At 57.1% G+C, this 19,231-nt stretch carries 12 protein-coding genes, 4 tRNA genes and 2 rRNA genes; all 18 read right to left on the bottom strand.

What is annotated here, in order from left to right:
- Positions 1 to 40: 40 nt before the first annotated feature.
- The 18 genes from rpoC to OCX61_RS24900 all read right to left on the bottom strand — a co-directional run bounded on the left by rpoC (position 41) and on the right by OCX61_RS24900 (position 19,218).
- Positions 41 to 4,240, bottom strand: coding sequence for a DNA-directed RNA polymerase subunit beta' (gene rpoC / locus OCX61_RS24815; RefSeq protein WP_261941773.1), 4,200 nt, complete (start codon positions 4,238 to 4,240; stop codon positions 41 to 43).
- Between the two features lie 64 nt (positions 4,241 to 4,304).
- Positions 4,305 to 8,378 carry a DNA-directed RNA polymerase subunit beta gene (rpoB, locus tag OCX61_RS24820; RefSeq protein ID WP_261941774.1) on the bottom strand — a complete coding sequence of 1,358 codons (4,074 nt, stop codon included), beginning with the start codon at positions 8,376 to 8,378 and terminating at the stop codon, positions 4,305 to 4,307.
- Positions 8,379 to 8,597: 219 nt separating this feature from the next.
- Entirely contained in the window at positions 8,598 to 8,966 is a 369-nt protein-coding gene (gene rplL, locus OCX61_RS24825; RefSeq protein WP_060480382.1) for a 50S ribosomal protein L7/L12, read from the bottom strand.
- Between the two features lie 78 nt (positions 8,967 to 9,044).
- Positions 9,045 to 9,545, bottom strand: a complete 501-nt coding sequence (gene rplJ / locus OCX61_RS24830; protein WP_003257082.1) for a 50S ribosomal protein L10 — start codon at positions 9,543 to 9,545, stop codon at positions 9,045 to 9,047.
- Positions 9,546 to 9,742: 197 nt separating this feature from the next.
- Positions 9,743 to 10,438 (bottom strand): 50S ribosomal protein L1, encoded by a 696-nt coding sequence (gene rplA, locus OCX61_RS24835; RefSeq protein ID WP_027919361.1) that lies wholly within the window; start codon positions 10,436 to 10,438, stop codon positions 9,743 to 9,745.
- On the bottom strand, positions 10,438 to 10,869 hold the full coding sequence (gene rplK / locus OCX61_RS24840; protein ID WP_003255500.1) for a 50S ribosomal protein L11: 432 nt from the start codon (positions 10,867 to 10,869) through the stop codon (positions 10,438 to 10,440). The genes rplA and rplK overlap by 1 nt, the downstream gene beginning before the upstream one ends.
- Before the next feature lie 119 nt (positions 10,870 to 10,988).
- The gene (gene nusG / locus OCX61_RS24845; RefSeq protein ID WP_003255501.1) at positions 10,989 to 11,522 is read right to left on the bottom strand and encodes a transcription termination/antitermination protein NusG; all 534 of its coding nucleotides are present in this window, start codon (positions 11,520 to 11,522) and stop codon (positions 10,989 to 10,991) included.
- A gap of 9 nt (positions 11,523 to 11,531) precedes the next feature.
- Positions 11,532 to 11,900, bottom strand: a complete 369-nt coding sequence (gene secE, locus OCX61_RS24850; RefSeq protein WP_008089117.1) for a preprotein translocase subunit SecE — start codon at positions 11,898 to 11,900, stop codon at positions 11,532 to 11,534.
- A 44-nt stretch (positions 11,901 to 11,944) separates the two neighbouring features.
- A tRNA-Trp gene (locus tag OCX61_RS24855) sits at positions 11,945 to 12,020 on the bottom strand.
- A gap of 54 nt (positions 12,021 to 12,074) precedes the next feature.
- Positions 12,075 to 13,268 (bottom strand): elongation factor Tu, encoded by a 1,194-nt coding sequence (gene tuf / locus OCX61_RS24860; RefSeq protein ID WP_010951775.1) that lies wholly within the window; start codon positions 13,266 to 13,268, stop codon positions 12,075 to 12,077.
- A 79-nt stretch (positions 13,269 to 13,347) separates the two neighbouring features.
- Positions 13,348 to 13,423 (bottom strand) — tRNA-Thr (locus OCX61_RS24865).
- Positions 13,424 to 13,452: 29 nt separating this feature from the next.
- Positions 13,453 to 13,526, bottom strand: a tRNA-Gly gene (locus OCX61_RS24870).
- Between the two features lie 24 nt (positions 13,527 to 13,550).
- Positions 13,551 to 13,634 (bottom strand) — tRNA-Tyr (locus OCX61_RS24875).
- 153 nt (positions 13,635 to 13,787) lie between these two features.
- Complete coding sequence (locus OCX61_RS24880) at positions 13,788 to 14,213, bottom strand: hypothetical protein (protein WP_261941775.1); 426 nt, start codon at positions 14,211 to 14,213, stop codon at positions 13,788 to 13,790.
- A gap of 7 nt (positions 14,214 to 14,220) precedes the next feature.
- Positions 14,221 to 14,970, bottom strand: coding sequence for a pantothenate kinase (locus OCX61_RS24885; protein ID WP_261941776.1), 750 nt, complete (start codon positions 14,968 to 14,970; stop codon positions 14,221 to 14,223).
- Positions 14,960 to 15,919, bottom strand: a complete 960-nt coding sequence (gene birA, locus OCX61_RS24890; RefSeq protein WP_261941777.1) for a bifunctional biotin--[acetyl-CoA-carboxylase] ligase/biotin operon repressor BirA — start codon at positions 15,917 to 15,919, stop codon at positions 14,960 to 14,962. The genes OCX61_RS24885 and birA overlap by 11 nt, the downstream gene beginning before the upstream one ends.
- A 156-nt stretch (positions 15,920 to 16,075) precedes the next feature.
- Positions 16,076 to 16,191, bottom strand: a 5S ribosomal RNA gene (gene rrf, locus OCX61_RS24895).
- Between the two features lie 135 nt (positions 16,192 to 16,326).
- Positions 16,327 to 19,218 (bottom strand): 23S ribosomal RNA (locus tag OCX61_RS24900).
- Positions 19,219 to 19,231: the final 13 nt, after the last annotated feature.

The following is a 19,231-nucleotide window of genomic DNA, read 5'->3' on the forward strand; positions in this document are numbered from 1 at the left end:
CCGATGGCCGCTCGAAGCTTGCCGGGGCCCTGCCCTGTACTTAGTTGCCGCTGGAGTTCAGCGCTTCGGTCAGTGCGGCTTCCACCTCACTGGCGCTCACACGCAGCGGTTTGTCGGCATCACGGCGGCGCTTGCGCTCGCTGTGGTAGGCCAGACCGGTACCCGCCGGGATCAGACGACCCACGACCACGTTCTCTTTCAGGCCGCGCAGGTAATCGCGCTTGCCGGTTACCGCCGCTTCGGTCAGTACCCGGGTGGTTTCCTGGAAGGAAGCCGCGGAGATGAACGACTCGGTCGACAGCGAGGCCTTGGTGATACCCAGCAGTACACGGGTGTACTTGGAGATGAACTTGTCTTCCGCTGCCAGGCGCTCGTTTTCCATCAGCACCTGGGTCAGTTCCATCTGGTCGCCCTTGATGAAGCTGGAATCACCCGACTCGGCGATCTCGACCTTGCGCAGCATCTGACGCAGGATGGTCTCGATGTGCTTGTCGTTGATCTTAACGCCTTGCAGACGGTAAACGTCCTGGATCTCGTTGACGATGTACTTCGCCAGCGCGCTCACACCCAGCAGACGCAGGATGTCGTGCGGATCGCTCGGGCCGTCGGAGATAACTTCGCCGCGGTTTACCTGTTCGCCTTCGAAGACGTTCAGGTGGCGCCACTTCGGAATCAGCTCTTCGTACGGATCGCTACCGTCGGTCGGAGTGATGACCAGACGACGCTTGCCCTTGGTCTCTTTACCGAACGCGATGGTGCCGCTGACTTCAGCCAGAATCGAGGCTTCTTTCGGACGGCGCGCTTCGAACAGGTCGGCAACGCGCGGCAGACCACCGGTGATGTCACGGGTCTTCGACGTTTCTTGCGGGATACGCGCGATAACGTCACCAACACCGATCTGGGCACCGTCAGCCACACCAACGAGGGCGTTGGCCGGCAGGAAGTACTGGGCAGGTACGTCGGTACCTGGCAGGTACAGGTCCTTGCCAGCGGCGTCGACCATCTTGATTGCCGGACGGATTTCCTTGCCTGCGGCAGGGCGATCCTTGACGTCCAGCACTTCAATGTTGGTCAAGCCGGTCAGTTCATCGGTCTGACGCTTGATGGTGATGTTTTCTTCCATGCCCACGAAGGTCACGGTACCTTTCAGTTCGGTAACGATCGGGTGGGTGTGCGGGTCCCACTTGGCGACGATGGCGCCAGCTTCGACCTTGTCACCTTCCTTGACCGAAATCACCGCACCGTAAGGCAGCTTGTAACGCTCACGCTCACGACCGAATTCGTCGGCAATGGCCAGCTCGCCGGAACGCGATACGGCAACCAGGTTACCATCGGCACGCTCAACCTGTTTCAGGTTGTGCAGACGCACCATACCGCCGTTCTTCACCTGGACGCTGTCGGCAGCCGAGGTACGGCTTGCAGCACCACCGATGTGGAACGTACGCATGGTCAGCTGGGTACCCGGCTCACCGATCGACTGTGCAGCGATAACGCCGACAGCTTCACCGATGTTCACCTGGTGACCACGAGCCAGGTCACGACCGTAGCACTTGGCGCAGATACCGAAGCGGGTTTCGCAGTTGATCGGCGAACGCACGATCACTTCGTCGATGCTGTTCAGCTCGATGAACTCTACCCACTGCTCGTCGACCAGAGTACCGGCGGGAACGATGACGTCCTCGGTGCCTGGCTTGAACACGTCACGGGCAATGACACGGCCCAGTACGCGCTCACCCAGCGGCTCTACAACGTCGCCGCCTTCGATGTGCGGGGTCATCAGCAGGCCCTGGTCGGTACCGCAGTCGATCTCGGTAACCACCAGATCCTGGGCAACGTCTACCAGACGACGAGTCAGGTAACCGGAGTTCGCAGTCTTCAGTGCGGTATCCGCCAGACCCTTACGAGCACCGTGAGTCGAGATGAAGTACTGGAGTACGCTCAGACCTTCACGGAAGTTCGCGGTGATCGGCGTCTCGATGATCGAGCCGTCCGGCTTGGCCATCAGGCCACGCATACCGGCCAGCTGACGGATCTGGGCTGCGGAACCCCGCGCACCCGAGTCAGCCATCATGTACATCGAGTTGAAGGACTCTTGATCGACTTCGTTGCCATCGCGGTCGATGACCTTCTCTTTCGAGAGGTTGGCCATCATCGCCTTGGACACTTCGTCGTTCGCCTTCGACCACAAGTCGATGACCTTGTTGTACTTCTCGCCCTGGGTTACCAGGCCGGACGCATACTGGCTCTCGATTTCCTTCACTTCATCGGTAGCGTTACCGATGATGCGGGCTTTCTCGTCCGGGATAACGAAGTCGTTAACACCGATGGAAACGCCGGAAATGGTCGAGTAAGCGAAACCGGTGTACATCAGCTGGTCAGCGAAGATAACGGTCTCTTTCAGACCAACCACGCGGTAGCACTGGTTGATCAGCTTGGAGATCGCCTTCTTCTTCATCGGCTGGTTGACCACATCGTACGGCAGGCCTGCCGGTACTACCTGGAACAGCAGCGCACGGCCGACGGTGGTGTCGACGATGCGGGTATTCTTGACCACCGAACCGTCACGCTCTTTCACGGTTTCGTTGATACGAACCTTGATTTTCGCGTGCAGGGCAGCTTCGCCGGCGCGGAATACGCGGTCGACTTCCTGCAGGTCGGCGAATACGCGACCTTCGCCCTTGGCGTTGATGGCTTCACGGGTCATGTAGTACAGACCCAGTACAACGTCCTGCGACGGAACGATGATTGGCTCACCGTTGGCTGGCGACAGGATGTTGTTGGTCGACATCATCAGCGCGCGCGCTTCGAGCTGGGCTTCCAGCGTCAGCGGCACGTGAACGGCCATCTGGTCACCGTCGAAGTCGGCGTTGTACGCGGCACAGACCAGCGGGTGCAGCTGGATAGCCTTACCTTCGATCAGAACCGGTTCAAAGGCCTGGATACCCAGACGGTGCAGGGTCGGCGCACGGTTGAGCAGTACGGGGTGTTCGCGGATCACCTCGGCGAGCACGTCCCACACCTCTGGCAGCTCACGCTCGACCATCTTCTTGGCAGCCTTGATGGTGGTCGCCAGACCACGCATTTCCAGCTTGCCGAAAATGAACGGCTTGAACAGCTCGAGGGCCATCTTCTTCGGCAGACCGCACTGGTGCAGACGCAGGGTCGGGCCTACGGTAATTACCGAACGGCCGGAGTAGTCCACACGCTTACCGAGCAGGTTCTGACGGAAGCGACCTTGCTTACCTTTGATCATGTCGGCCAGGGACTTCAGCGGACGCTTGTTCGAGCCAGTGATGGCGCGACCGCGACGGCCGTTGTCCAGCAGGGCGTCGACCGCTTCCTGCAGCATGCGCTTTTCGTTGCGCACGATGATGTCCGGCGCCGACAGATCGAGCAGGCGCTTCAGACGGTTGTTACGGTTGATCACCCGACGATACAGGTCGTTCAGGTCGGAGGTCGCGAAGCGGCCACCATCCAGCGGCACCAGCGGACGCAGGTCCGGCGGCAGTACTGGCAGGACGGTCAGGACCATCCACTCAGGCAGGTTGCCCGAGCCCTGGAAAGCTTCCATCAGCTTCAGGCGCTTGGACAGCTTCTTGATCTTGGTTTCCGAGTTGGTCTGCGGAATCTCTTCGCGCAGGCGGCCGATCTCGTGTTCCAGGTCGATAGCGTGCAGCAGCTCGCGGACAGCCTCGGCACCCATGCGGGCGTCGAAGTCGTCACCGAACTCTTCCAGCGCTTCGAAGTACTGCTCGTCGTTCAGCAGCTGACCCTTCTCGAGGGTGGTCATGCCCGGGTCGATCACGACGTAGCTTTCGAAGTAGAGCACGCGCTCGATGTCACGCAGGGTCATGTCCATCAGCAGGCCGATACGGGACGGCAGCGACTTCAGGAACCAGATATGGGCAACCGGCGAGGCCAGTTCGATGTGCGCCATGCGCTCACGACGAACCTTGGCCAGGGCAACTTCAACGCCGCACTTCTCGCAGATCACGCCGCGGTGCTTGAGGCGCTTGTACTTGCCGCACAGGCACTCGTAGTCCTTGACTGGGCCAAAGATCTTGGCGCAGAACAGGCCGTCACGCTCAGGCTTGAACGTACGGTAGTTGATGGTTTCCGGCTTCTTAACTTCACCGAACGACCACGAACGGATCATTTCAGGCGACGCCAGACCGATGCGGATGGCGTCGAACTCTTCGACTTGACCCTGGTTTTTCAGCAAATTCAGTAGGTCTTTCAAGGCCTTTCCTCCTGGCGGAGCAGGGAGCGGGCATTACCTGCCCCACTCCCCTTCGCGTCACGTGTTATTCGGTTTCCAGATCGATATCGATACCGAGCGAACGGATCTCTTTGATCAACACGTTGAAGGACTCGGGCATGCCCGGCTCCATACGGTGATCGCCATCCACGATGTTCTTGTACATCTTGGTACGGCCGTTCACGTCGTCCGACTTCACTGTGAGCATTTCTTGCAGGGTGTATGCCGCGCCGTATGCTTCCAGCGCCCACACTTCCATCTCCCCGAAACGCTGACCACCGAACTGCGCCTTACCACCCAGCGGCTGCTGGGTAACCAGGCTGTAGGAACCAGTGGAACGCGCGTGCATCTTGTCGTCCACCAAGTGGTTCAGCTTGAGCATGTACATGTAACCAACGGTCACAGGACGCTCGAACTTGTTGCCGGTACGGCCGTCGAACAGCACCATCTGGCCGCTTTCTGGCAGGTCTGCCAGTTTCAGCATGGCCTTGATCTCACGCTCCTTGGCACCGTCGAAGACTGGGGTGGCCATTGGCACGCCTTTCTTCAGGTTGTTCGCCAGGGCGATGATCTCTTCGTCGGTGAACTCTTCCAGGTTCTCCTGACGACCACCGATCTCGTTGTAGATCTCGGTGAGGAAGGTACGCAGTTCAGCGGCTTTACGCTGCTCTTCGATCATGCGGTCGATCTTCTCGCCCAGGCCTTTGGCCGCGAGGCCCAGGTGGGTTTCGAGGATCTGACCGACGTTCATACGCGAAGGTACGCCCAGCGGGTTCAGTACGACGTCGACCGGAGTACCGTTGGCATCGTGCGGCATGTCTTCTACCGGCATGATTACCGAGACGACACCCTTGTTACCGTGACGACCGGCCATCTTGTCACCCGGCTGGATGCGACGGCGGATTGCCAGGTAGACCTTGACGATCTTCAGTACGCCCGGAGCCAGGTCATCGCCCTGCTGCAGCTTGCGCTTCTTGTCTTCGAACTTGTCGTCCAGCAGGCGACGGCGATCGACGATGTACTGCTGAGCCTTTTCCAGCTGCTCGTTCAGTGCATCTTCGGCCATGCGCAGTTTGAACCACTGGCCGTGCTCCAGACCGTCCAGCACTTCGTCAGTGATCACGGTGCCTTTCTTCAGGCCCGCGCCACCGTCGACCACCTGGCCGTTCAGGGCAGCACGCAGACGTTCGAAGGTTGCACCTTCGACGATGCGGAACTCTTCGTTGAGGTCCTTGCGAATCTCGTCCAGCTGCATCTTCTCGATGGACAGGGCGCGGCTGTCGCGCTCGACGCCATCACGGGTGAAGACCTGTACGTCGATGACGGTACCCTTGGTGCCGGTCGGCACGCGCAGGGAGGTGTCCTTAACGTCGCTGGCCTTCTCACCGAAGATTGCGCGCAGCAGTTTTTCTTCCGGAGTCAGCTGGGTTTCGCCTTTTGGCGTAACCTTGCCGACCAGGATGTCGCCAGCGCCGACTTCGGCACCCACGTAGACGATACCGGCTTCGTCCAGCTTGTTCAGTGCGGCTTCACCCACGTTCGGGATGTCCGCAGTGATTTCCTCTGGGCCAAGCTTGGTGTCACGCGCCACACAGGTCAGTTCCTGGATGTGGATGGTGGTGAAGCGGTCTTCCTGAACCACACGCTCGGACAGGCAGATGGAGTCTTCGAAGTTGAAGCCGTTCCACGCCATGAACGCGATGCGCATGTTCTGACCCAGTGCCAGTTCACCCATGTCGGTGGACGGGCCGTCGGCCATGATGTCGCCACGCTGAACCTTGTCACCCTTGCTTACCAGCGGACGCTGGTTGATGCAGGTGTTCTGGTTAGAACGGGTGTACTTGGTCAGGTTGTAGATATCCACACCGGCTTCACCGGTCTCGACTTCGTCATCGGCAACGCGAACGACGATACGGCTGGCGTCGACCGAGTCGATCACACCACCGCGGCGAGCAACCACGCAGACACCGGAGTCACGGGCAACGTTGCGCTCCATGCCGGTACCGACCAGCGGCTTGTCTGCACGCAGGGTAGGTACAGCCTGACGCTGCATGTTCGAACCCATCAATGCACGGTTGGCGTCGTCGTGCTCGAGGAACGGAATCAGCGATGCTGCGACGGAAACAACCTGCTTCGGCGAAACGTCCATCAGGGTGACGTCTTCCGGCGCCTTGACGGTGAATTCGTTCAGGTGACGAACCGCTACCAGCTCATCGATCAGCTGCTTCTTCTCGTTCATCGCGGCCGAAGCCTGAGCGATCACGTGATCCGCTTCTTCGATGGCCGACAGGAACACGATGTCGTCGCTGACCACGCCTTCCTTCACCACGCGGTACGGGCTTTCCAGGAAGCCGTACTGGTTGGTGCGGGCATAGGCTGCCAGGGAGTTGATCAGACCGATGTTCGGACCTTCAGGGGTCTCGATCGGGCACACGCGGCCGTAGTGGGTCGGGTGTACGTCACGGACTTCGAAGCCGGCGCGCTCACGGGTCAGACCGCCAGGGCCGAGTGCGGAGACACGGCGCTTGTGGGTGATCTCGGAGAGCGGGTTGTTCTGGTCCATGAACTGCGAGAGCTGGCTGGAACCGAAGAACTCTTTCACCGCCGCCGCAACCGGCTTGGCGTTGATCAGATCTTGCGGCATCAGGCCTTCGCTTTCGGCCATCGACAGACGTTCCTTGACCGCACGTTCAACACGTACCAGGCCAACACGGAACTGGTTCTCGGCCATCTCGCCGACGCAACGAACGCGACGGTTACCCAGGTGGTCGATGTCGTCGACGATGCCTTTGCCGTTACGGATATCGACCAGGGTCTTCAGAACCTCGACGATGTCTTCCTTGCTCAGCACGCCCGAACCTTCGATCTCGGTACGACCGATACGACGGTTGAACTTCATGCGGCCTACGGCGGACAGGTCGTAACGCTCGGCGCTGAAGAACAGGTTGTTGAACAGGGTCTCGGCAGCATCCTTGGTCGGCGGCTCGCCTGGACGCATCATGCGGTAGATCTCGACCAGGGCTTCCAGCTGGTTGCTGGTGGTGTCGATCTTCAGGGTATCCGAGATGAACGGACCGCAGTCGATGTCGTTGGTGTACAGGGTCTCGATGCGGACGACCTGAGCCTTGGCGATCTTGATCAGCAGCTCGGTGGTCAGCTCGGTGTTGCACTCGGCCAGGATCTCGCCGGTGGCCGGGTGAACGATGGCCTTGGCAGTGGTGCGACCGAGGACGTATTCCATCGGCACGTCCAGCTGGTTGACACCGGCCTTCTCGAGCTGATTGACGTGGCGCGCAGTGATGCGGCGGCCCTGCTCGACAATGACCTTGCCAGCGCCGTCATGGATGTCCATGACCGCAACTTCACCACGCAGACGCTGAGGTACCAGTTCCAGGCTGAGCTTCTCGCCGGAAATATGGAAGACGTTGGTGGTGTAGAAGGTGTTGAGCACTTCTTCCGTGCTGTAACCCAGCGCGCGCAGCAGCACCGAGGCCGGCAGCTTGCGGCGACGGTCGATACGCACGAACACGCAGTCTTTCGGGTCGAACTCGAAGTCCAGCCACGAACCGCGGTAAGGGATGATGCGAGCGGAGTACAGCAGCTTGCCGGAGCTGTGCGTCTTGCCACGGTCGTGGTCGAAGAACACACCAGGCGAACGGTGCAGCTGGGAAACGATTACTCGTTCGGTACCGTTGATAACGAAGGTACCGTTCTCAGTCATCAGGGGGATTTCACCCATGTAGACTTCTTGCTCTTTGATGTCCTTGATCGCTTTGTTCGACGATTCCTTGTCGAAGATGATCAGGCGCACCTTGACCCGCAGTGGGACCGCGAAGGTCACGCCACGCAGGACACATTCCTTCACATCGAAGGCGGGATCGCCCAGGCGGTAGCCTACGTACTCCAGGGCAGCATTGCCGGAGTAGCTGATGATCGGGAATACCGACTTGAAGGCCGCGTGCAGGCCGACGTCACGGAACTGATCCTTGGATGCTCCCGCTTGCAGGAATTCGCGATACGAATCCAGCTGGATGGCCAGAAGATATGGCACATCCATGACGTCCGGCAACTTGCTAAAGTCCTTGCGGATACGTTTTTTCTCAGTGTATGAGTAAGCCATCAGCGTTCCCCAGCTTGGTCACCTGCTTGTTTGGCTTCTCCCGGCGGGAGCAGCCAGAAAATCGTGCAAACCCCTTGGTTTGCGCACCCACATGGGTGTCTTGCAGCGTGTTATCGGGGCCGGCTTGACCAGCCACCAATAACGGAAAAAGGCCGGTGGCATAAGCCACCAGCCATCAGCCTTTCGCTCAACGCTCAGGCTGGCATCGCAAAGTCGAAATTACTTCAGCTCGACTTTAGCGCCTGCTTCTTCCAGCTTCTTCTTAGCGTCTTCAGCGGCTTCTTTCGAAACGCCTTCAGCTACAACCTGAGGAGCGCCATCGACTTTCTCTTTGGCTTCTTTCAGGCCCAGACCGGTCAGTTCGCGAACGGCTTTGATCACGTTCACTTTCTTGTCGCCGGCTTCAACCAGAACAACGTTGAACTCGGTCTGCTCTTCAACAGCGGCGGCAGCAGCAGCTGGGCCAGCGGCAACAGCGGCAGCAGCGGTAACGCCGAAGGTTTCTTCCATCGCTTTGATCAGTTCAACAATTTCCAGAACAGTTTTCTGGCCGATCGCTTCGATGATTTGCTCGTTAGTCAGAGACATGACTTAAATCCTGTATTGGGGTGACAGCCTACGCAGCCATCAAATTAAACGTATGATTTTGAAAGAGTTGCGCGTGCCTTAGGCAGCAGCAGCTTCTTTCTGGTCGCGCAGAGCTGCCAGGGTACGAGCCAGCTTGCTGGTTGCACCTTGGATTACGCTCATCAGCTGTGCGATAGCCTCGTCGCGAGTTGGCAGAGTTGCCAGCACGTCGATCTGGTTAGCGGCAAGGAACTTGCCGTCAAACGCAGCTGCCTTGATCTCGAACTTGTCCTGACCCTTGGCGAACTCTTTGAACAGACGGGCAGCAGCGCCCGGGTGTTCGTTGGAGAAAGCAATCAGGGTCGGGCCTTTGAACGCGTCGTTGAGGATCGAGAATTCGGTGCCTTCAACAGCGCGCTTGAGCAGGGTGTTACGTACGACACGTACGTATACGCCAGCTTCGCGGGCCTCTTTACGGAGTCCGGTCATTGCGCCTACAGTCACACCACGGGCATCGGCCACGACAGCGGACAGAGCGACTTTGGCAGCCTCGTTGACTTCAGCGACGATGGCCTTCTTGTCTTCGAGTTTAATTGCCACGGGTTTACTCCTGGTTTTTACCGTTTCATCTGGCCGAAGCCGGATGTCGTTTTGGTGTCTGATTCGGTAACGAATCGGGAGCACCATCTGCGTGGGCTGGTGTTTTAAGGCTTGCGCCGCCTACGGTCTTGGATAGCCCCCGCCAGGCAGGGACCCCAATTTTTGCAGGTGGCGCGACAAGTCGCGCCACCGTGTTCTTACACGTTCAGCGAGCTCTGATCGATGATCAGACCTGGGCCCATGGTGGTGCTCAGGGTAACGCGCTTGACGTAGATACCTTTCGAAGAAGCAGGCTTGATACGCTTCAGGTCAGCGATCAGGGCTTCAACGTTTTCCTTCAGCTTGTCAGCTTCGAAGCCGATTTTGCCAACGGAGGTGTGGATGATACCGTTTTTGTCGGTACGGTAGCGAACCTGACCAGCCTTGGCGTTTTTGACAGCGCCGGCTACGTCTGGAGTCACGGTACCCACTTTCGGGTTAGGCATCAGGCCGCGAGGACCCAGAACCTGACCCAGCTGACCTACAACGCGCATGGCATCAGGCGATGCGATGACGACGTCATAGTTCAGGTCGCCGCCTTTCATTTCGGCAGCCAGATCGTCCATACCTACGCGGTCAGCGCCGGCAGCCAGAGCGGCCTCAGCAGCTGGACCCTGGGTGAAGACGGCAACACGTACGGTCTTGCCAGTGCCGTGTGGCAGCACGGTAGCGCTACGAACGACCTGGTCGGATTTACGCGGGTCAACACCGAGGTTAACGGCGATGTCGTAGGACTCTACGAACTTGGCAGCCGGCAGCGAAGCGAGCAGAGTTGCGGCTTCTTCGAAGTTGTAGGCCTTGCCTGCTTCGATTTTCTCGGCGATTGCCTTTTGGCGCTTGGTCAGCTTAGCCATTACACACCCTCCACGTTCAGGCCCATGCTGCGGGCAGAGCCAGCGATGGTGCGTACAGCTGCGTCCAGGTCAGCGGCGGTCAGATCAGCCTGTTTAGCTTTGGCGATGTCTTCCAGCTGAGCACGGGTAACGGTACCGACTTTAACGGTGTTCGGGCGAGCCGAACCACTGGTCAGGCCAGCAGCTTTCTTCAGCAGAACCGAGGCAGGGGTGCTCTTGGTCTCGAAGGTGAAGCTACGGTCGCTGTAGACAGTGATGATTACTGGAGTCGGCAGACCGGCTTCTTGACCCTGGGTACGGGCGTTGAAGGCCTTGCAGAACTCCATGATGTTCACACCGTGTTGGCCCAGAGCTGGACCGACGGGTGGGCTTGGGTTGGCCTGGCCGGCCTTAACTTGCAGCTTGATGTAAGCCTGAATCTTCTTAGCCATGAGCTACTCCAAAATCGGGTACGAACGCCTGATGGCTCCCCGGATGACTTGCGTTTTATCCCAGTGACGACAAAACCCCGCAGCACACAGGGCTGCGGGGTATGGGATGCTTCGTCCGCCTAGACCTTCTCGACCTGGCTGAACTCGAGCTCCACCGGAGTAGAGCGACCGAAAATGAGCACTGCAACCTGCAGGCGGCTCTTCTCGTAGTTAACCTCTTCGACACTACCATTGAAGTCAGCGAACGGACCGTCAATGACTCGAACCACTTCACCCGGCTCGAACAGCGTCTTCGGCTTCGGCTTATCACTACCATCGGCAACGCGACGCAGGATAGCCTCGGCTTCTTTATCGGTAATCGGCGCAGGCTTGTCTGCAGTACCACCGATAAAGCCCATCACACGAGGGGTGTCCTTGACCAAGTGCCAAGTCCCTTCGTTCATCTCCATCTGGACCAACACGTAGCCAGGGAAGAATTTACGCTCACTCTTGCGCTTCTGGCCGTTGCGCATTTCAACGACTTCTTCGGTCGGGACCAGGATCTCGCCGAAACCGTCTTCCATGCCAGCCAGCTTCACGCGCTCGATCAGGGAGCGCATTACATGCTTCTCGTAACCCGAGTAAGCATGCACAACATACCAACGCTTAGCCACGGGACACCTTTAGCCAACGATCAGGGAGACCGCCCAGCCGAGCAGGGAATCAAGACCCCACAGCAGCAGTGCCATAACCAGCACGACAGCCACGACAATCAGCGTGGTCTGGGTGGTTTCCTGGCGGGTCGGCCACACGACTTTACGGATCTCGGTACGAGCTTCCTTCGCCAGCGCAAAGAACGACTTACCCTTCGCAGTCTGCAGAGCTACAAAGCCTGCGACAGCAGCCAGGGCGAGAAGTGCAAGGACGCGATACAGAATCGGAGAGGCGGAGTAATACTGATTACCCACTACGCCAACAACCACCAAAGCCACTACAGCCAGCCACTTGAACAGATCAAAACGCGATTCTTGGGCTTCAGTTTTGGGGGTCATCGAGGAGGATCCTGTAAGAAGAAAGCCATCACACCGAGGTGAAATGGCAGGTCAGGAGGGAATCGAACCCCCAACCTACGGTTTTGGAGACCGTCGCTCTGCCAATTGAGCTACTGACCTGTAACGCTGTATCAGGCCGGCCATTATACCGGCCTGATCAAGTAAATCAACTACTTATTCAATAATTTTTGCTACGACGCCGGCGCCGACGGTACGACCGCCTTCACGGATAGCGAAGCGCAGACCGTCTTCCATTGCGATGGTCTTGATCAGGGTAACAGTCATCTGAATGTTGTCACCTGGCATTACCATTTCAACGCCTTCCGGCAGTTCGCAGTTACCGGTCACGTCAGTGGTACGGAAGTAGAACTGAGGACGGTAGCCTTTGAAGAACGGAGTGTGACGACCGCCTTCTTCCTTCGACAGAACGTAGACTTCTGCGGTGAACTTGGTGTGCGGCTTGACCGAACCCGGCTTGACCAGAACCTGGCCACGCTCAACGTCGTCACGCTTGGTACCACGCAGCAGAACGCCGCAGTTCTCGCCAGCACGGCCTTCGTCCAGCAGCTTGCGGAACATCTCAACACCGGTGCAGGTGGTGGTGGTGGTGTCACGCAGACCAACGATTTCCAGCGGATCCTGAACGCGGACGATACCACGCTCGATACGGCCGGTAACAACGGTACCACGACCCGAGATCGAGAATACGTCTTCGATTGGCATCAGGAACGGCTGGTCGATGGCACGAACTGGCTCAGGGATGTAGGCATCCAGAGTCTCTACCAGCTTCTTGACAGCGGTAGTACCCATTTCGTTGTCGTCTTTGCCTTCCAGCGCCATACGAGCCGAACCGATGATGATCGGAGTGTCGTCGCCTGGGAAGTCGTAGGTGGACAGCAGGTCGCGAACTTCCATCTCGACCAGTTCCAGCAGCTCAGCGTCGTCTACCAGGTCAGCCTTGTTCAGGAAGACCACGATGTACGGAACGCCAACCTGACGGGACAGCAGGATGTGCTCACGGGTTTGTGGCATCGGACCATCGGCGGCCGAGCAAACCAGGATTGCGCCGTCCATCTGGGCAGCACCGGTGATCATGTTCTTCACGTAGTCAGCGTGACCTGGGCAGTCAACGTGAGCGTAGTGACGAATGTTCGAGTTGTACTCGACGTGAGCGGTGTTGATGGTGATACCGCGCGCTTTTTCTTCTGGAGCCGAGTCGATTTTGTCGAACTCAACGACGGCCGAACCGAAAACTTCGGAGCAGACGCGAGTCAGAGCTGCGGTCAGAGTGGTCTTACCGTGGTCAACGTGGCCGATAGTGCCGACGTTAACGTGGGGAAGGGAACGATCAAACTTTTCCTTAGCCATCGATACAATCCTCCGCAGAAGAAAATAGTCTTACGCTGATAAAACAAAGGCAGATATTTTCATATCTGCCTTGTTTATATGGAGCTCTTGAGCGGACTTGAACCGCTGACCTCACCCTTACCAAGGGTGTGCTCTACCAACTGAGCTACAAGAGCGAAACACTTTGCGCAAAATCCAGCAAACTTGGAGCGGGTAGCGGGAATCGAACCCGCATCATCAGCTTGGAAGGCTGAGGTTCTACCACTAAACTATACCCGCGGAGCTTGCGGCTCTCGCTAAAACTGGTGGAGGGAGAAGGATTCGAACCTTCGAAGCTCTCGCAACGGATTTACAGTCCGTCCCCTTTGACCGCTCGGGAATCCCTCCAGATGTGGCCGGCATTCTATGTGTCTGCCGTCCTAGTGTCAAGCTTTTTTTCAAATTTTTTCAATCAAATCTGAAACTTAGCTGCTTTGACACCGACTTCCAGTTCTGCCACCTAAGTGGTGTTCCCTGTGAAGCGGGCGCCATTCTATCAAGCTATTCGCCAGTTGCAATACCCTGGCAGAAAATAATTTTGTGTTTTAAGTCTTTGAAATCGTTGGAAAGACTCTCCAGCACTGTTTGATCCAGCAAACGCTCGCTTTCCGGGGAAATCTTGAGCCACAACCCCTCGGCTCCAGGTAGCTGACCGGACACCGGTGCCGCATTGATATCCAGGCTCAACAAGCGCTGTCGCAGCGCATCGAGCTGCTCGCGAACCGACAGGCCGCCGACTACAAGGCATTCGTCACGGCGCCGGGCCGGCGCAGATGCGCCCGTTTCCTTGAGCAGGCGAATCTCTTGCTGGTTACCTTTGTACAACGACAACGGGGCGACATCCTTCGCCTTCAGCGGGGCTTCCTGTTGGTGCCAGACGTAATAGAAGACGTTGAGCACCAGCAACAGCAGAAACAACCAACGCATAAGCACCTCAGTCCAGTGGACAGGCCATCGCCAGGCCGACAAATACCAGGTCGGGAACTACTCTGGCCTGTGGCGCCGCCTCGCGCACCAGCGGCGCATCCCCACCCGTCAGGAATACAGTGAATTCTTCACCCCACAAGGCCCGCGCCTGCTCGAGCTGGGTACGGGCAAAGCCCTGCAGCATCAATACACAACCGCGCTCTACCGCTTCTACAGTGGAACGCCCTGGCGCAAGGCTGCTCAAGGCACGTTCGGCCGATGCATCGTCATAGCGAATACGGCGGGTATGCGTACGCAACTGGCTGCGCATCAACGGCATGCCTGGGCATATGTAGCCTCCCAGGTGCTCGCCATCCGCCGAGACGAAATCGGCCTTGGCCGCAGTGCCCAGATCAATGACCAGGCAGGCCCCCTTGGCGAGATGGAAGGCCCCCAACGCTGCCAGCCAGCGGTCCATGCCCAGGCGCTGGTAATCATCATAACCATTGCGTACACCTGCCATTTCCTGTGCAGGCTCGGCAACACGCGCAACGACCGCAAAAGCCTTGGAGATCAGCGCACAGAGGGCAGCGGTTTCATCCTCGCTGCGCACACTGACAATTCGGCAACCTGTCAGTCGCAATGACGCAAGAGCCGCGACCTCGTCAACCAGCGCCTGATCGGAATCAACAATCCCACCACCTACAATGGTGGCGTCAGCAGCGTGAATGACACGCCACTTGATAAAACTGTTACCGCAATCGAGCTCAAGAATCATCACGCAACCTCAAACTGAGCTCACCACCACTGAAGCTCTTTTCCACACCGTCGACCTCGAGGCGCAATCCACCCTGTCCGTCCACCCCCAGCACGACACCATCGATACGGGTGGTACCCGCAATGAGAGACACATTACGCCCCTGCCACAGATGCGCCTGCTCCCACTCTTCCTGGAACGCCGCAAAGCCGTAGCGCCGATGACGGGCCAACTCATGTTGCAACTGCTGACTGAGCATGGCGACCAGACGATTGCGATCTATTGTCGCGCCGACTTCACGCCGCATCGAGGTCCACTGCTGATCGACCTGCTCATTGGCCTGCATGTTCACATTAATGCCAATGCCAAGCACGACATGGCAGACGTCTGCGGGGTCACCCACAAGCTCCAGGAGAATACCGGTGATCTTCTGCCCACGGACCAGAACATCGTTGGGCCATTTCAACCCCACGTCCTTCACGCCAAACCCCTGGAGCGTGCGCATCACGGCCAGCCCGACCACCAGGCTGAGACCTTCCAGCTGGCGCATTCCGCCATCGACGCGCAAAACCAGGCTGTAGTAGAGATTTTCTGCGAATGGACTTATCCACATGCGACCGCGGCGACCACGCCCGGCACTCTGACGCTCTGCCAGGACCAGGAATGGAGCCGGTTGCCCTTCGCTGGCAAGACGCAAGCCTTCGGCATTGGTCGAATCGATGGTCTCGTGGATGAAAACAGGCCAGCGATCGCCTTCGGTGAACTCAGCGATCGCCTGCGTATCGAGCAAGCTCAGCGGTACGGCCAGCTGGTAGCCACGCCCACGGACTTTATGAATGGTGAGGTTCAGCTCACTTTCCAGGTGTTGCAGCTGCTTCCAAACGGCGCTGCGACTCACCCCGAGGGCTGCCCCCAAGGCTTCTCCGGAATGGAACCGGCCATCCTTGAGGAGATTCAACAACTTCAGCATGCCAGTCTCGACTTGGAATAAGGCTGGCATGATAGCTAGGGGTCGTTGACTTGCATAGGAAAAGGGCTGCGGGTAACCGCCAGAAACACCGAGTATGCAGGCCGGAAAAGACAAAACCCCTACCTGCATGCGCAGATAGGGGTTTTGCGAAATGAATCTTGACGATGACCTACTCTCACATGGGGAAACCCCACACTACCATCGGCGATGCATCGTTTCACTACTGAGTTCGGGATGGGATCAGGTGGTTCCAATGCTCTATGGTCGTCAAGAAATTCTGTTGCCAGAATGTCCTGTTGGACAGCCCAGCGAATTCGGATATGCGATATTTGTGATGTTGCTGCGAACTTTCGGTTCGTTTCGTCTTCACCACCGCAATCTGCGCTAGCAAATTGCTTGGGTGTTATATGGTCAAGCCTCACGGGCAATTAGTATTGGTTAGCTCAACGCCTCACAGCGCTTACACACCCAACCTATCAACGTCGTAGTCTTCGACGGCCCTTTAGGGGATTCAAGATCCCAGTGAGATCTCATCTTGAGGCAAGTTTCCCGCTTAGATGCTTTCAGCGGTTATCTCTTCCGAACATAGCTACCCGGCAATGCCACTGGCGTGACAACCGGAACACCAGAGGTTCGTCCACTCCGGTCCTCTCGTACTAGGAGCAGCCCCTCTCAAATCTCAAACGTCCACGGCAGATAGGGACCGAACTGTCTCACGACGTTCTAAACCCAGCTCGCGTACCACTTTAAATGGCGAACAGCCATACCCTTGGGACCGGCTTCAGCCCCAGGATGTGATGAGCCGACATCGAGGTGCCAAACACCGCCGTCGATATGAACTCTTGGGCGGTATCAGCCTGTTATCCCCGGAGTACCTTTTATCCGTTGAGCGATGGCCCTTCCATACAGAACCACCGGATCACTAAGACCTACTTTCGTACCTGCTCGACGTGTTTGTCTCGCAGTCAAGCGCGCTTTTGCCTTTATACTCTACGACCGATTTCCGACCGGTCTGAGCGCACCTTCGTACTCCTCCGTTACTCTTTGGGAGGAGACCGCCCCAGTCAAACTACCCACCATACACTGTCCTCGATCCGGATAACGGACCTGAGTTAGAACCTCAAAGTTGCCAGGGTGGTATTTCAAGGATGGCTCCATGAGAACTGGCGTCCCCACTTCAAAGCCTCCCACCTATCCTACACAAGCAAATTCAAAGTCCAGTGCAAAGCTATAGTAAAGGTTCACGGGGTCTTTCCGTCTAGCCGCGGATACACTGCATCTTCACAGCGATTTCAATTTCACTGAGTCTCGGGTGGAGACAGCGCCGCCATCGTTACGCCATTCGTGCAGGTCGGAACTTACCCGACAAGGAATTTCGCTACCTTAGGACCGTTATAGTTACGGCCGCCGTTTACCGGGGCTTCGATCAAGAGCTTCGCTTGCGCTAACCCCATCAATTAACCTTCCGGCACCGGGCAGGCGTCACACCCTATACGTCCACTTTCGTGTTTGCAGAGTGCTGTGTTTTTAATAAACAGTCGCAGCGGCCTGGTATCTTCGACCGGCATGGGCTTACGGAGCAAGTCCTTCACCCTCGCCGGCGCACCTTCTCCCGAAGTTACGGTGCCATTTTGCCTAGTTCCTTCACCCGAGTTCTCTCAAGCGCCTTGGTATTCTCTACCTAACCACCTGTGTCGGTTTGGGGTACGGTTCCCAGTTATCTGAAGCTTAGGAGCTTTTCTTGGAAGCATGGCATCAACCACTTCGCGCTCTAAAGAGCACTCGTCATCAGCTCTCGGCCTTGAGATCCCGGATTTGCCTAAGATCTCAGCCTACCACCTTAAACTTGGACAACCAACGCCAAGCTGGCCTAGCCTTCTCCGTCCCTCCATCGCAATAACTGGAAGTACAGGAATATTAACCTGTTTTCCATCGACTACGCTTTTCAGCCTCGCCTTAGGGACCGACTAACCCTGCGTCGATTAACGTTGCGCAGGAAACCTTGGTCTTTCGGCGTGCGAGTTTTTCACTCGCATTGTCGTTACTCATGTCAGCATTCGCACTTCTGATACCTCCAGCAAGCTTCTCAACTCACCTTCACAGGCTTACAGAACGCTCCTCTACCGCATCACCAAAGGTGATACCCGTAGCTTCGGTGCATGGTTTGAGCCCCGTTACATCTTCCGCGCAGGCCGACTCGACTAGTGAGCTATTACGCTTTCTTTAAAGGATGGCTGCTTCTAAGCCAACCTCCTAGCTGTCTAAGCCTTCCCACATCGTTTCCCACTTAACCATGACTTTGGGACCTTAGCTGACGGTCTGGGTTGTTTCCCTTTTCACGACGGACGTTAGCACCCGCCGTGTGTCTCCCATGCTCGGCACTTGTAGGTATTCGGAGTTTGCATCGGTTTGGTAAGTCGGGATGACCCCCTAGCCGAAACAGTGCTCTACCCCCTACAGTGATACATGAGGCGCTACCTAAATAGCTTTCGAGGAGAACCAGCTATCTCCGAGCTTGATTAGCCTTTCACTCCGATCCACAGGTCATCCGCTAACTTTTCAACGGTAGTCGGTTCGGTCCTCCAGTCAGTGTTACCTAACCTTCAACCTGCCCATGGATAGATCGCCCGGTTTCGGGTCTATACCCAGCGACTAAACGCCCTATTAAGACTCGCTTTCGCTACGCCTCCCCTATTCGGTTAAGCTCGCCACTGAATATAAGTCGCTGACCCATTATACAAAAGGTACGCAGTCACCTAACAAAGTAGGCTCCCACTGCTTGTACGCATACGGTTTCAGGTTCTATTTCACTCCCCTCTCCGGGGTTCTTTTCGCCTTTCCCTCACGGTACTGGTTCACTATCGGTCAGTCAGTAGTATTTAGCCTTGGAGGATGGTCCCCCCATGTTCAGACAAAGTTTCTCGTGCTCCGTCCTACTCGATTTCATTGACAAGAGATTTTCGTGTACGGGGCTATCACCCACTATGGCCGCACTTTCCAGAGCGTTCCACTAATCTCAAATCAACTTAAGGGCTGGTCCCCGTTCGCTCGCCACTACTAAGGGAATCTCGGTTGATTTCTTTTCCTCAGGGTACTTAGATGTTTCAGTTCCCCTGGTTCGCCTCTTGCACCTATGTATTCAGTACAAGATACTCAGCTTATGCTGAGTGGGTTCCCCCATTCAGAGATCTCTGGATCACAGTCTGTTTGCCGACTCCCCAAAGCTTATCGCAGGCTACCACGTCTTTCATCGCCTCTGACTGCCAAGGCATCCACCGTATGCGCTTCTTCACTTGACCATATAACCCCAAG

It is taken from the genome of Pseudomonas sp. LRP2-20, assembly GCF_024349685.1.
In the GTDB taxonomy this organism is placed as follows: domain Bacteria; phylum Pseudomonadota; class Gammaproteobacteria; order Pseudomonadales; family Pseudomonadaceae; genus Aquipseudomonas.